Here is a 14,086-nt window from a genome sequence, read left to right as displayed (position 1 = left end):
CGTAGCCCGGGGACGGGTCGCCGCCATCCGACCAGCGGCGGGCGCCGCGGGTGCGACACGCCGCCGCTCTGTCAAGCTAGGGCTGTGCGAATCGACCGGCTCGGCGACCTTGGCGCCGCACCCCAGGTGCTGCGCGCCGTGGGCGACGCCACCCGCCGGTTCGGTCTGCCCCCGCCGGCCGCGCTGACCGGCGAGTGGTTCGGCGCCCTCGCGGTGATCGCGCCGAGCCTGTCGGTGCGCCCGGTGCACGCCGACGACGTGTTCGCGGTCGAGGCGTCGCGGACGCCGGAGCCGCACGCGGTGGGCGGCGGCTGGATCGGTTACCTGTCCTACCCCGACGCCGGCGCCGGCGCCGAGCCCAGCCGCATCCCCGAGGCCGCCGGCGGGTGGACCGACTGCGTGCTGCGCCGCGACCGCGAGGGGCACTGGTGGTACGAGAGCCTCTCCGGCGCGCCGATGCCGGGGTGGCTCGCCACCGCGCTGGCCGCACCGGATGTCGCGCCGCGCGAGTGCGACATCGATTGGGGCATCGCCGACCGGGCCGCGCATCGCGGCGGGGTGCTGGCCTGCCTGGAGGCCATCCGCGCCGGGGAGGTTTACCAGGCCTGCGTGTGCACGCAGTTCACCGGGACGGTCACCGGCTCCCCGCTCGACTTCTTCATCGACGGCGTCGCGCGCACGTCGCCGGCCCGGGCGGCCTACGTCGCCGGCACCTGGGGCGCGGTGGCGTCGCTGTCCCCGGAGCTCTTCCTGCAACGGCGCGGCACCGTCGTCAGGTCCAGCCCGATCAAGGGCACCTTGCCGCTCGATGCCTGGCCCGCGGCGCTGCGTGCGTCGGCCAAAGAGGTCGCCGAGAACATCATGATCGTCGACCTGGTCCGCAACGACCTCGGCCGAGTCGCGGTCACCGGCACGGTGACGGTGCCCGAGCTGCTGGTGGTGCGGCGGGCCCCGGGCGTGTGGCACCTGGTGTCGACGGTGTCCGCGCAGGTCCCCACCGACTTGCCGACGTCGGCGCTGCTGGATGCCACCTTCCCGCCGGCCTCGGTCACCGGGACGCCCAAACACCGTGCCCGGCAACTGCTCTCGCAATGGGAGCCGAATCGGCGTGGAATATATTGCGGCACAATAGGATTGGCCTCACCCGTGGCCGGCTGCGAGCTGAACGTCGCGATCCGCACGGTCGAATTCGATGCCGTGGGCGCCGCCGTGCTGGGCGTCGGCGGCGGGATCACCGCCGACTCCCAGCCCGACGCCGAGTGGGCCGAATGCCTGCACAAGGCCTCTCCGATCGTCGGGCTGCCGTCCGTCGCCGCCGCGAGCCCGGCCGTCTGACCGCGCGGCCTCAGCCGCGCCGGGACTGCAACACCGCGTCGTAGAGCTGACGCGAACGCACCCCCGGGTGGGCGGCGGCCACCTCGCCGCAGGCGTCCTTGATGCGGGTGCCCCCCGCGACCAGCTCCTCGACCTCGGCGACCAGCGACGGCAGGTCGGCGCTCGGGGTGGCGCCCGCCAGCACCACGGTGATCTCCCCGAGCACACCGTCGGCCGCCCACACCGCCAGCTCGTCGAGCGACCCACGCACCACTTCCTCGTGCACCTTGGTCAGCTCCCGGCAGACCGCCGCCCGGCGTGTGCCGCCGAGCCGCTCGACCGCGTCCTGCAGGCAGGCGTGCAACCGGCGCGGCGATTCGAAGAACACGCACGTGCGTCGCTCGTCGGCCAAGGAGTCCAGCCAGGTCCGCCGCGCCCCCTTCTTGCGCGGCGCGAATCCCTCGAAGCAGAACTTCTCGGCAGGCAGGCCGGACAGCGCCAACGCGGTCGTCACCGCCGACGGCCCCGGCAGGCATCCCACCGGCAGTCCGGCCTCCACGCAGGCCGTCACCAGCCGGTAGCCGGGGTCGCTGATCAGCGGCATCCCGGCGTCGCTGACCACCAGCACCGTCGCGCCCGCGCGGATCGCCTCGATCACCGACTCCACCCGGGCGTTCTCGACCTGGTCGAACATGCTGATCACCCGACCACTGATCCGCACGTCGAGGGCCTTGGCCAGGGTGCGCACCCGACGGGTGTCCTCGGCGGCCACCACGTCGGCCCGGGCCAGGGCGTCCAGCAGGCGGGGGGAGGCGTCCGACGGCTGGCCCAGCGGGGTCGCGCCCAGCAACAGGCGGCCGGTGGTCATGACCGACAGCCTACGATCGACGTGATGACCGCCCCGCCCCGCGAATCCCCCTTGACGATGGAGGGTGCCGACCAGGAGCGCGTGGTGCCCGTCGTCAGCCCCGGGCCGCTGGTGCCGGTGGCCGATTTCGGCCCGACCGATCATGTCCGCGGCTGGGTCGTGACCGGGGTGATCACGCTGGTGGCCGCGGTGACCCGGTTCCTCAATCTTGGCTCACCCACCGACGGCGGCACGCCCGTCTTCGACGAGAAGCATTACGCGCCGCAGGCCTGGCAGGTGCTGCACAATCACGGCGTCGAAGACAACCCCGGGTTCGGCCTGGTCGTCCACCCCCCGGTTGGCAAGCAGCTGATCGCCCTGGGCGAGGCGATCTTCGGCTACAGCGGCATCGGCTGGCGGTTCACCGGCGCGCTGCTCGGCGTGGTGATGGTGGCACTGGTGATGCGGATCGTCCGGCGGATCAGCCGCTCGACGCTGGTCGGCGCCATCGCCGGGGTTTTGGTGATCTGCGACGGCGTCAGCTTCGTCGCCTCGCGGACCGCCCTGCTCGACGGCATCCTCACGTTCTTCGTGGTCGCGGCGTTCGGCGCGCTGATCGTCGACCGCGACCAGGTTCGGCAACGGATGCACATCGCGCTGCTGGAGGGCCGCAACGCCGACACGGTGTGGGGGCCGCGGCTGGGTGTGCGGTGGTGGCGTTTCGGCGCCGGGATCCTGCTCGGATTGGCTTGCGGCACAAAGTGGTCGGGCCTGTACTTCGTGCTGTTCTTCGGGGCCATGTCGCTGGCGTTCGACGTGGCCGCGCGGCGCCAGTACCAGGTCACCCGGCCGTGGCTGGGGACACTGCGGCGCGACCTCGTCCCGACCGCGTACGCGCTGGCCGTCATGCCGGTGCTGGTGTACCTGGCCAGCTACGCACCGTGGTTCGCCTCCGAGACCGCCATCGACCGGCACGAGGTGGGCCAGACGATCGGCGCCCATTCGATTGTTCCGATGCCCGACGCGATCCGGTCGCTGTGGCATTACACCGCGAAGGCGTTCCAATTCCACGCGGGTTTGACGAATTCCGCGGGCAATTACCACCCGTGGGAATCGAAGCCGTGGAGCTGGCCGATGTCGCTGCGGCCGGTGCTCTATGCCATCGACGAGCAGAACGTCGCCGGGTGTGGCGCCCAATCCTGCGTCAAGGCCGAGATGCTGGTGGGCACCCCGGCGATGTGGTGGCTGGCGGTGCCGGTCCTGGTTTTCGCGTTGTGGCGCATGCTGGTCCGGCGCGACTGGCGGTACGCCGCGGTGCTGGTCGGCTACTGCGCCGGCTGGCTGCCGTGGTTCGCCGACATCGATCGGCAGATGTACTTCTTCTACGCGGCGACCATGGCCCCGTTCCTGGTGATGGCGATCGCGCTGATTTGCGGCGACGTCCTCTACACCCCGGGCGCACCGCCCCGGCGGCTGCGGCTCCATGACAATTCGGAACGACGCACGCTCGGGCTGATCGCCGTGTCCTGTTATGTGGCCGCGGTGGTGACCAACTTCGCGTGGCTGTTCCCGATACTGACCGGCCTGCCGATTTCGCAGCAGACCTGGAACATGGAGATCTGGCTGCCCAGCTGGCGCTAGCTTTTGCCGCGAGATTGCCGTGAGGGCTGCGCTTCGCACCTTATCCACAGCCATGGCGGCAATGTGGACGCGGCAGCGCTGGCGGCGCTCATGATGGGCGCGTGGCGAGGGCCTTCCTCGGGACCGAGGCGATAGCGCGGGGCGCGATGACGCGTGGTCAATTGCGTTGGAACTATCGGCGAATCCACCGGAACGTCTACCTTCCGAAACACGCCCCGATGTCGCTGCGGGAGAACATCATCGGGGCCTGGCTGTGGTCTGGCCGCCGAGGCACCATCGCGGGCCGTGCCGCCGCCGCGCTCCACGGGGCCAAGTGGGTCGACGAGTTCACACCCATAGAGATCATCGGACCGTTCAACCATCCGCCGCCCGGGATCATCGTTCGCCGGGAACGAACCGGTGCCGAAGAAGTCGTTGGCCTAGGCGGAATGCTTGTCACCAGCCTGGCGCGTACCGCTTTCGATCTTGGTCGGCACCTGCCGCGGGGATTGGCCGTGACCCATCTCGACGCCTTGTCCGCAGCGACCGGCGTCACGGCCGCCGAGGTGACTACGTTGATCGCGGGCCACAAAGGAGCGAGAGGCGTGCGCCGGTGCCGGGCAGCCCTCTCGCTGATGGACGGCGGTGCGCAATCACCCAAAGAAAGCTGGCTGCGACTCGTCCTCATAGACGCGGGACTCCCCCCGCCTACCACGCAGATTCGGGTTACCGACGGACGCATCGTCGCTTTCCTGGATATGGGGTGGGAACAGCCGATGGTGGCAGTCGAATACGACGGCGAGCAACATCGCACCGACCGAAGACAGTACGTGAAAGACATCCGGCGAGCCGAGATGGTGGACCGACTCGGCTGGAACGTGATCAGGGTGATTAAGGAGGACCGACCCAACGTGATCGTTCAACGCGTGCGCGAGGCGCTGAGGCGCCGTTCGTCGCCGAGATTGCCGTGAAGGCTGTGCTTCACCTACCGACCGCGACCCTAGCGGCAATCTCGACGCTGTTACGTCAGCAGGTCGCGGGCGGCCGGGCACGACATGCACCGGGGACCGCCGCGGCCGGTGCCCAGTTCGGATCCCGCGATGGTCAGCACCTCGATGCCGGCGTCCTGCAGGCGAATGTTGGTCTGCACGTTGCGTTCGTAGGCGACGACCACGCCGGGGGCGAGCGCCAGCGTGTTGTTGCCGTCGTCCCACTGCTCGCGCTCGGCGACGACGGGATCGAGCCCCGTATCTATGACCCGAAGCTTGTCGATCTCCATCGCCTTGGCCGCGGCCTCCAGGAACGGGGCCTCGTCGCTGATCGCGACTCCGTCCGGTGTGCGCGCAATGGTGAACGCCGACAACGAGTCGACGATGTTGGCGTACATCACCACCGTGTCGGTGTCGACCATCGTGCACACCGTGTCCAGGTGCATCTGGGCGCGCCGCTGAGCGATCGGCACCGCAAGCACCGTGTTCGCCAGGTCGTCATCAAAAAGGCTGCGGGCCAACGCTTCCGCGCCGGCCGGGGTGGTCCGCTCCCCCACCCCGACGGCGACCACGCCGGGCGCCAGCAGCAGCACGTCACCGCCCTCGACGGGGGCGGTGCGCGACTCGTAGGCACGCCGCACGCCGGTGAACCGCGGGTGATGGGCGTAGATGAGATCGGTCAGCGACGCCTCGCGGATGCGGGCGCGCAATGCCAGCGTCGGGATCACCACCCGCCCGCCGATCCAGATGGACGAGTCGCGGGTGAAGACCAGGTTGGGCAGCGGGTCGATGACGAAATCGCCGCCGTGGTGCATGCGCAGCACCAGCGACACGTCGGTGCGGGTGTCGGAGGGCAATTCGTTGAACGTCATGCCGGCCATCAGCACTTGGGCCAGCCGGGCCGGCTCGAGTCCCCGCAGGTAGCCCGAAAGTTCTTGTGCCAACGGCACTCCGAGCCGTCGTGCGTCGACGGCGGCCGCCACGCCCTGCATGCGGGCGGCGCCGCTGTGCGTCAGCGCCTCGGTGAGCAGGTCCGACAGCAGCAGCACCTCGATGCCGCGGGACCGCAGCAGCGCGGAGAACTGGTCGTGTTCGTCCTGCGCGCGGGCGACCCACGGCAGGCCGTCGAACAGCAACTGGTCGACGTTGCGCGGATTGAGGCGGAGCAGCTCGGACCCGGGGCGGTGCAGGATGACCACGCGCAGCGCGCCGATCTCGGAATTGGTGCCCAGCTCAACAACACCCACAGCTCAACCGTAGCGGCGCCGGGGCGCGCGGTCCCGCCACACGCCCGCCGCGCGCCCCATGCGATCGAACGGATGTGCGATAAACTCGGCTGCGTGGAGATCGCGGTCCAAGGCTCCCTGTTCCAGCACACCGAGCGCAGGCAGCTCGGTGACGGCGCGTTCATCGAGATCCGTGCCGGCTGGCTCACCGACGCCGATGACCTGCTGGACGCCCTGCTGTCGACGGTGCCGTGGCGCGAGGAGCGCCGGCAGATGTACGACCGGGTCGTCGACGTGCCGCGGCTGGTGAGCTTTCACGACCTCACGGTCGACGAGCCGCCGCACCCGGAGCTGGCCCGGCTGCGGCGCCGGCTCAACGACATCTACGCCGGCGAACTCGGCGAGCCGTTCACCACCGTCGGGTTGTGTTGCTATCGCGACGGCTCGGACAGCGTGGCCTGGCACGGCGACACCATCGGTCGCAGCAGTTCGGAGGACACCATGGTGGCGATCGTCAGCCTGGGCGCCACCCGCGCGTTCGCGATGCGCCGCCGCGGCGGCGGCCCGTCGCTGCGGTTACCGCAGGCGCACGGCGACCTGTTGGTGATGGGCGGTTCGTGCCAGCGCACCTGGGAGCACGCGGTGCCCAAGACGACGGCGCCCGTCGGCCCCCGGGTCAGCATCCAGTTCCGGCCTCGCGGTGTGCGCTAGCGACGGTCGCAAGCGCGGCCGCGGCGATCGCAAGCGCGGCCGCGGCGATCGCAAGCGCGGCGTAGCCGGGCGCAGCGGGTCGCCGCATAGTCCAAGCCGGGCGCCGCGGGCCGCCGCCATCAAGCTAAAAGGCTCAGGTGCGCACCGCGGACACCGCTTTGACGAGCAGGTCGCGCGCCCGCTGGGTGTCGACCGGGGCGACCGGCTGATTGGGAACCACCAACGGATTGGCGATGACGATCACCTGGTAGTCGCCGAATACGGCCGAATAGTCGTACAACTCACCGGTGCGTGGACCGCCCGCTGTCAGCGCCTGCATGACGCGATGCACGCCCAGCGTGCGGGTGCTCTCGATCTGCGGCACCTCGACCACCTGGACACCGCCCCGCATCTGCGGCCCGGTGAAGGTCACTTTGGTGCAGTCCTTACCGGGATCGTTGAACGGCAACGCTTTTGACGTCTCCAGCGCGATCACGACGAACCGGTTGCCGCGGCCCTCGGCGGTGACCGCGGCCATGTTGCCCTTCAGGTCCGCCGGCATGTCCGGCCCGGCCGCCACTTTCGCGCAGTTCGCCGGGTCGAACGTCAACCCGTCGGGCAGTTTGCGGCCCGCCAGCAGCTTGGGATCGATTCCCCGTTCGCTGATGTCGCTGACCTTGAACTCGGGTCCGAAACTGGACTTCACGTCGGCGACCTTGCTGATGTCGACCTTGGTCGGGTGACTGGCCGAAGAGCAGCCGGCCAGGACACAGACGGCCGCGACCGCGAGCAACATCTTGGACATCGTGGCCAATCTACCCAAGCGGGTGCCTCAGCTGCGCAACGTGGACACCGTTTTGGCGAGCAGATCCGCGGCGAACTGCGGCGGCAGCACCGGAAGCGCCGAACCCGGATCGGTGGTCAGCGTGGTGAACGCGTAATAGTTGCCCAGGTACGCGGTGAATGTGTAGGTGCGCGAATCGATTTCGGTGCCTGATTCGACGGATGACTTCACATCTGCCACCATGCCGACGGTGTCGGCGCCGTCGACGTGCGGCGCGTCGGTGAGGTGGACATGCACCACGGTCCGCCCAGCGGACTCCGACCACTGGGAGCACGAGGCGAGCAGGTCGTCCGGAAAATCGACCGGCTCCGGCAAAGCCACCACCACCGCGTCGACGATGCCGCCGCTCCCCGATCCCGACACGCCCTGCGCCGACTGGTCGCGCCCGTTCCCGGGATCGGCCAGCGTCCCGCATGTGGCCGGCTTGGCCTGCAGGTCGTCCCCCAGGCTCCAGATCACCCTCGGTGAGGCGGTGCTGGGGATCCCGGTGGTCACCTCGTAGCCGGGCGGCAGGTCTCGAACGACCCGTTTGATGTTGGCGGGGTTGACGGTAACGGCGCTGGGCGGAACGGGTTTCGTGGATTTGGCCGAGGGTGCGCGCGCGGGTGAGTGACCGCACGCGGCGATGACCACCGCGAGCACGGCAGCCAGTGACGGGCCAATCCGGAACGGCCGCATGAGGAGTTGATAACACACGACGCGACCGCACCCGTCGTCCCACGCCAGCGCGGCCTCAGCCGACCGCCGCGATCACCTGTCGGGCCACCCGCTTGATCTGCTCGGCCTCCTCACGGCGCAGGTGGCGCGGGCGGGGCACGTCGATCACCGTGGTGATGACGCCGATGTCTTCGCGCTGCCAAACGGCGCCGTAGCGGTCCATGATCGCGCGCATCGGCCCGTTGTCGGAAAGCATTCGCGCGGAGAACCTTTCGACGCCGTCGACCTCGGCGGCGATGGACAGCGCGCTGATCAGGAAGGTGCCGATACCGCGGCCCTGATAGGCGTCGGCGACGGTGAAGGCGATCTCGGCGACCGTCGGGTCGTTCGCGTCCCGCACGAAGCGCGCGTCGGCCACCGGGTCACTGCCGTCGGTGACAACCCACACGAAGTGGTCGACGTAGTCGACCTCCGACAGGTAGTGCATCAGCGCCGGGGTGGGAAGCCGCGGGGTCATGAACCGCCGATACAAGGTATCGCTGGAGAAGTAGACGTGTCCGTGCACGGTGCGCTCGCTGTCGCCGGGCAGCACCGGGCGCAGCAACAGCAGAGTGCCGTCACGTACGCGGATCGGGATCGGCGTGATGAACGCCGCCAGACGCTGGCGCACGGTGCGCAGCAGTCGCGGCGTGATGTTGGGGATGTGCACCAGGCTGGCGAAGGCCCTGGTGTCGCCGATCCAACCGGTCAGCGGTTCGGCGGTGGTGACCGTCGCGGTCCGGGGAATGTCACGCAACAGGGCGATCTCGCCGACGATCATGCCCGGGGACGCATGCTCGACGATCACCACGCCGTCGTCGCCCAGATGGGTGATCTCGGCGGTGCCCGAGGAGATCAGCAGGAACGAGACGGCCTGCTCGCCCTGCCGCATCAGCACCTGGCCGGCCGCGGCGCGCAGTGGCTGCAGGCGGCCCGCCAGCGGGGCGAGGTCTTCGGCGGGACAGCCCTTGAAGATGTCCATCGTCGCCAGCTCGTCCAACCGGGCGCCGGTCAGTCCGGCCACCGCTAAGGACCGCCGCCCGCAGCATCGCGACAGCGCTCTGCGTGTCGCGGTGATGCCATGACCTGCCCGCCTGCTCGCCGTCGTGTACCGCGCCGGACCGAACACCCCGGACGCGGTCGGATGGTGCCAGGTTATGAGCACCGTTGCGGCCGCGGCAAGGATTCGCGGGTCGGTTTTCGATGCCGGGTCTGGTGCCCGGCCCGCGGCCGTCAGCGCGCGGTTGATCACGCGGACAGCGCGGCCACCGGGTTTTCAGGTGGTCTTTTGACTCGGCTGCAGCACGAAATCGACCACGATCGCGGCTATGTCATCGATCGCGCGGCGAGCGATGACCTCGTAACCGTGGGTGCTCAGCGTGGGCAGGCACAGCAGACCGGCGCGTGCGGTCAGCCCGTTGGCCTTGGAGTGCGAGGCGTCGGATTCGAAGGCGCCCAGCGCGGCCGGCTGCGGCGACAGCTCGCGGTCGGTGGCGAATTTCAGCAGCCGGTCGGCGACCTCTTTGTCGTAGACGCATAGTGCGTCGCTGTAGCCGATGATCGGGCCTCCGGTGACGCTGGTGTTGTATTCGTGTTCGGTGGGGCCGACTTCCAGGGCCAGGGTGAGGTCGCCGGGCAGGGTGGCGCTGGCGTAGGTGCCGCCCACCCCGCCGATCTCTTCGTTGGTGGTGAACACCAGGTACACGTCGTCGGCGGGCCGCTGTTGGCGCTCGCGCAGCAGGCGTGCGGCGTTCAGCAGGGCGGCCACCGCGGCGCGATCGTCGAGGAAATAGGCGCCGACGTACTCGCCGATCTCGACCACCGATCGCTTGCTACCGTCGACGCACACCCGGGTGCCGGCGTGCACCCCCGCGGCGGTCAGCTCATCGGTGCTGCGGCCGGTGAAGACATAGACGTGATCCCAGTCCAGCGCGCGATCGCCCTGATCGGGCTTGGTCTCCCAGATTCGCGAGCTCTCCTTGGTGGTGTGCTCGGAGCCGAGAGTCAGTACGGCGGTGAGGGTTTCGTTGTCGCCCAGCACCGCGACCGGCCCCAGTCCGAAGTTGCCCGGGTACATGGTGCCCAGCTGTGTGAGGTGCAGTGTGCCATCGGATTCCACGCGCTTGACGATCATGGACAGTTCGTCCATGTGTGCCATCACCCGGGTCGCGGTGCCGGGGATGGACTCGGTGCGGTGGCGGTGGTTGGGGGACCCGGGATCGCCGGCCGAGGGGTCGGCCGCGACGTAGCCGATCAGGTTGCCGGCGTCGTCGGTCCACATGTCGTCGACGAGGGGTTGCAGTTCGCGGGCGATGACCGCGCGTACCGCGCCCTCCTGCCCGCACGGCCCGAAGGTCAACAGAAGTTCTTGCAGCAGTTCGTCGGTGTAGTCGCGGTCGCGGTGCGCCATCGGATCCTCTCCGTCATCGGGTTCAGAGGGTCAGTACCCGCGTTGGCCTGCGGCTACCCAACGGGAAGATGTTCAGGCCAGTGCGACGCCCAGTTCTTCGGCGAACACCTTGATCATGTGCTGGACGGCGATTTCGTTGCGTCCGATGATCATGTGGTCGTGCTGGCCGTGCCGGACGCCCTCGCCGCACTGGGGCAGCATGGCGAAGTCCTCGTCGCGCACGGCGGCGTGCACCCCCTCGAAGACCGTGTCGTAGGCCGCTCTCATCGCGTCGTCGGTGGCCGGGACGCGGCCCATCCAGCTGTGCCGGACCGTGCACCGGGTCGGTTCACCGGCGGGCAGCATGTCGATGATCTCCACTCCCACCGGGCTGTTGGCCAGGATCAGGTTCGGATAGACCCAATAGATCACGCCCATGTTCGTCGAGGGGTCCAGCGACGCCGTCGGGTCGGTGTCCACGTTGGTGATCCAGGTGAACGGAAAGCCGATGCGATGATGCTTGCCGAATTCGTCGTAGACCATCGTGTTCGCCAGGGTGTTCTGACCGATGAGGCTCTCGCCGTGCACGTACGGGAAGTGATAACCCTCGGCGAACGCTTCCAGGGCGCCCTTCCAGGACACCGCGGAGGTGAATTCGCGTTGCGTGTGATAGCCGTACGACTCGTAATTCCACAGCGCCAGTTCCGTGCCGAAGTCACCGAGATGGGCGTCGAGATCGATGGTGGCGTCGGCCGTCAGCACCGCCCAGATGAACCCGTGCCGCTCGTCGGACGGCAGCTCGACCAGGCCGTAGTCCTTGGTGTCCATCGAATCGAAGCCGGCCTTGCCCGGAACGGTGAACAACTCGCCGGTGTTGCGGTAGGTCCAGGCGTGATACGGGCAGACGAACCGCGACGCGTTACCCGAACCGCAGGCCGGCATGGCGCCGCGGTGCCGGCAGTAGTTGAGCAAGACGTGGCTGGCGCCGGTGCGGTCGCGGGTGACCAGCAGCGAGTCGCCCAGCACCGAGCGCACCACGTAGTCGTTCTTGTTCGGCACCTGCGCCGACGGGACGATGGCCAGCGGCACCCGGCGCAGGATTTGCGATTCCTCGATCTCGGTGATCTTGGGGTCGCGGTAGTAGTGCAGCGGCACGCGCAATTCGCGCTCGGCCAGGTCGGTGGTCTTTTCCCGCGCGAGACGCAGGCCCCGCCGCGTCAGCGTCTCGTCGGTGCCGCTCACCGGTCTGTCGGTCGTCGTCACGCTGGTCTCCTTCGCCTCGACGCTCCGGACCATACAATCACTATTGTTTGTATTGTCAAGGCGGGCGCCCGGCGTGTGCGACGATCACGCCATGCGCCGGCACGGCTGGTCGGGTGACATCCCGGCCGACGACGATGAGGCGGTCGCACGCATCCTGGGCGCCACCCGCAGCGCCATCGACGCGCGCGGAACCGTGAGCGTCTCCGAGGTCGCGTCGACGCTCGGCGTGACGCGGCAGACGATCTACCGGTACTTCCCCACCCACGAGGCGCTGCTGGGCGCGACCGCACTGTCAGCCGTCGACGGGTTCCTGGATCGCCTTGCGGCACATCTGGGTTCGATCACCGATCCCACCGAGGCGGTGGTCGAGGGCATCGCCTACACGTACGAGCAACTCGCGCACGACAACTACCTCGGCCTGGTGTTCCAGCCCGGCAAGGCCAGCGCCTTCACCGCGGGCGTCACGTCCGACATGGCCATCTCGTTCGGCCGGTCGATCCTGCAGCGATTCGACGTCGATTGGGCCGCAGCGGGATTCGCCGAGGGCAGGCTCGACGAACTGGTCGAGATCATGCTGCGCACCCTGCAATCACTGATCGTCGACCCAGGCCGTCCGCCGCGCGCCGGACGGGAGCTGCGCAGGTTTCTGGAGGATTGGATCGCACCGTCGGTGCGCGCCCACGCCGCCGTCGAGCGCTGAGCCTGACTACTTTCCGGTGAACCGCGGCTCGCGTTTGGCGGCGAAGGCGGAGCCGCCGCGGTTTCAACTCACGGCGTCCGGGTCCACCAACGAGACGAGGAGGTGCGACGGCGTCGGCCCGCCCTGATGCAGTTGGTAGTGTCCGCCGGCCAGGGCCCGGCGGGCCGGCTTGCTGGGCACCAGATGCGGAAAGTCGTAGGTGGTGATCGTCAGCCGCAGCCGGTGGCCCACCTCGATCAGCGCCGCCGTCGGGAAGATCTCGACGTCGTAGCGGGTCAGCTCCCCCGGCACGACGGGCTGCGCGGCCGATCGGGTGCTGCGGTGCTGTGGCCGCAACACGTTGCCGTCGGGCAGGTACCAGGTGCGGTCGGGGTCCAGCGTGCGGTGCGAGCCCAGCAGCGCGCCCTGGGTCAGCGGGCGGCTGGCCCCGTCGGGCGCGACGGCGTCGAGGTGGGCGACCCACACGGTCTCGGTGGTGGTGGCCGTCGCGTGGATGGTCAGGGCGATCGGCCCGGCCACCAGTTTCGCCCGCCCGAACGGCTCGGTGGTGTAGGTCAGCGCGCCACGCTGCAGGCGACGGTTGTCCTGGTCGTAGCGAATGGTGCGGCCGCGCTGGGAGAACATGAAGCTGTTCAGGCCCAGTGACCACTGCTCCAGGCTGCGGCCGGACAAGGGGCCGCGCGGCACGTAGGTGAGTGGCACCACGGTGCCGTCCGGGGAGGCGTTCAAACTCAGCCGGCCCGGGTCGGACAGATAGAAGCGGGTGGGCGTCGCCTCGGCGAGCGGATAGTTGTCGGCGCGATACCACCGCGGGCTGCCGATCGCCTGGAACGTCAATGGCTTTCCAGAGATGGCCGCGTCGGCGTCGTCTTTGAGCCAGTGGTCGAACCAGCGCAACTGCAGCGCCTGCAGGTGCAGCCCGCCGTGGTTCGACACGTGATACCACGGGCCCATCATCAACCGGATCCGATCCGACACCGGCTGGCCGGGTTCCATCGGTGCGTCGTCCGGCCGTCCGGCGGCCGCGTTCTGCAGCGCGGCGTAGTTCAGCGGCGCCCCGCGCTGGAACGCGTCGTGCCATCCGCCGACGAGGAACGTCGCGACGCCGTTGGCGGCGACCTTGGCGAGGACCAGCCCCGGGCTCATCGCGTCCCAGAAGGGGCCGTCGTAGGCGGTGTCGCCGCCGGCGACAACCTCGGCGATCAGGGGCCGGAAGTAGCGGCGCTGGTCACGTCCGCGCTGCCGCACCGCGGCGAGGCCGCCGGAGCGCGGGCGCGCGTGACCGCCGCGGGCGAGCCACTCCAGCGTCGGGTTGACCACGTTGAGCAGCGTGTAGACGGACCCGTACCCGCGGACCGCATGCAGGTGCGGCACCCCGCCCATGGTGGCGGGGGCGCGGGAGGATTAGCGCGGCGCCATCCCAGCGTAGGTAGCTTTGAGCGGGGAGCCCCGGCCGACCCCGGGCGCGGGGGAAAAAAGGGTTTTAGCCCGATATGGAAGGGCGCCCA

12 protein-coding genes and 1 pseudogene are annotated in these 14,086 nt (G+C 69.4%); 5 read left to right on the top strand and 8 right to left on the bottom strand.

The features are described 5' to 3' along the window. Nucleotides 1-84: 84 nt before the first annotated feature. Nucleotides 85-1,335 (top strand): aminodeoxychorismate synthase component I, encoded by a 1,251-nt coding sequence (locus ACYQ8K_RS05220; RefSeq protein WP_459967379.1) that lies wholly within the window; start codon nucleotides 85-87, stop codon nucleotides 1,333-1,335. Nucleotides 1,336-1,345: 10 nt separating this feature from the next. Here the strand turns inward: ACYQ8K_RS05220 and rsmI are convergent, their stop codons facing one another. Next, nucleotides 1,346-2,182 (bottom strand): 16S rRNA (cytidine(1402)-2'-O)-methyltransferase, encoded by an 837-nt coding sequence (gene rsmI / locus ACYQ8K_RS05215; protein ID WP_459967377.1) that lies wholly within the window; start codon nucleotides 2,180-2,182, stop codon nucleotides 1,346-1,348. An 81-nt stretch (nucleotides 2,183-2,263) separates the two neighbouring features. Here rsmI and ACYQ8K_RS05210 point away from each other — a divergent pair, with 81 nt between their 5' ends. Next, on the top strand, nucleotides 2,264-3,802 hold the full coding sequence (locus tag ACYQ8K_RS05210; RefSeq protein ID WP_459967481.1) for a dolichyl-phosphate-mannose--protein mannosyltransferase: 1,539 nt from the start codon (nucleotides 2,264-2,266) through the stop codon (nucleotides 3,800-3,802). Nucleotides 3,803-3,903: 101 nt separating this feature from the next. Continuing rightward, a complete protein-coding gene (locus ACYQ8K_RS05205; protein ID WP_459967376.1) occupies nucleotides 3,904-4,752 on the top strand; it encodes a DUF559 domain-containing protein in 849 nt (282 codons plus the stop codon). 50 nt (nucleotides 4,753-4,802) lie between these two features. On the opposite strand, the gene arcA is transcribed toward ACYQ8K_RS05205, so the two are convergent. Then, nucleotides 4,803-6,017 (bottom strand): arginine deiminase, encoded by a 1,215-nt coding sequence (gene arcA / locus ACYQ8K_RS05200; RefSeq protein WP_459967375.1) that lies wholly within the window; start codon nucleotides 6,015-6,017, stop codon nucleotides 4,803-4,805. A 93-nt stretch (nucleotides 6,018-6,110) separates the two neighbouring features. Here arcA and ACYQ8K_RS05195 point away from each other — a divergent pair, with 93 nt between their 5' ends. Then, nucleotides 6,111-6,707, top strand: coding sequence for an alpha-ketoglutarate-dependent dioxygenase AlkB (locus ACYQ8K_RS05195; RefSeq protein ID WP_459967373.1), 597 nt, complete (start codon nucleotides 6,111-6,113; stop codon nucleotides 6,705-6,707). A 133-nt stretch (nucleotides 6,708-6,840) separates the two neighbouring features. Here the strand turns inward: ACYQ8K_RS05195 and ACYQ8K_RS05190 are convergent, their stop codons facing one another. From ACYQ8K_RS05190 to ACYQ8K_RS05170, 5 genes are all read right to left on the bottom strand, one after another. Continuing rightward, a complete protein-coding gene (locus tag ACYQ8K_RS05190) occupies nucleotides 6,841-7,491 on the bottom strand; it encodes a DUF5642 family protein (RefSeq protein WP_459967372.1) in 651 nt (216 codons plus the stop codon). Nucleotides 7,492-7,518: 27 nt separating this feature from the next. Continuing rightward, the gene (locus ACYQ8K_RS05185) at nucleotides 7,519-8,208 is read right to left on the bottom strand and encodes a DUF5642 family protein (protein ID WP_459967370.1); all 690 of its coding nucleotides are present in this window, start codon (nucleotides 8,206-8,208) and stop codon (nucleotides 7,519-7,521) included. Nucleotides 8,209-8,263: 55 nt separating this feature from the next. Further along, nucleotides 8,264-9,208, bottom strand: coding sequence for a GNAT family N-acetyltransferase (locus tag ACYQ8K_RS05180; protein ID WP_459967480.1), 945 nt, complete (start codon nucleotides 9,206-9,208; stop codon nucleotides 8,264-8,266). Nucleotides 9,209-9,502: 294 nt separating this feature from the next. After that, a complete protein-coding gene (locus tag ACYQ8K_RS05175; protein WP_459967369.1) occupies nucleotides 9,503-10,636 on the bottom strand; it encodes a M20/M25/M40 family metallo-hydrolase in 1,134 nt (377 codons plus the stop codon). Nucleotides 10,637-10,708: 72 nt separating this feature from the next. Continuing rightward, nucleotides 10,709-11,911, bottom strand: a complete 1,203-nt coding sequence (locus tag ACYQ8K_RS05170; protein ID WP_459967368.1) for an aromatic ring-hydroxylating oxygenase subunit alpha — start codon at nucleotides 11,909-11,911, stop codon at nucleotides 10,709-10,711. A gap of 58 nt (nucleotides 11,912-11,969) precedes the next feature. On the opposite strand from ACYQ8K_RS05170, the gene ACYQ8K_RS05165 reads away from it, so the two are divergent. Further along, nucleotides 11,970-12,578, top strand: coding sequence for a TetR/AcrR family transcriptional regulator (locus tag ACYQ8K_RS05165; protein ID WP_459967479.1), 609 nt, complete (start codon nucleotides 11,970-11,972; stop codon nucleotides 12,576-12,578). Between the two features lie 63 nt (nucleotides 12,579-12,641). Here ACYQ8K_RS05165 and ACYQ8K_RS05160 read toward each other — a convergent pair. Further along, nucleotides 12,642-14,086 (bottom strand): annotated as a pseudogene (locus ACYQ8K_RS05160) (CocE/NonD family hydrolase); the annotation flags it as partial.

The organism is Mycobacterium sp. MUNTM1 (assembly GCF_054660795.1).
Note: the sequence above shows the minus strand (reverse complement) of the source record. Positions and strands in the feature narration are given on the sequence as shown.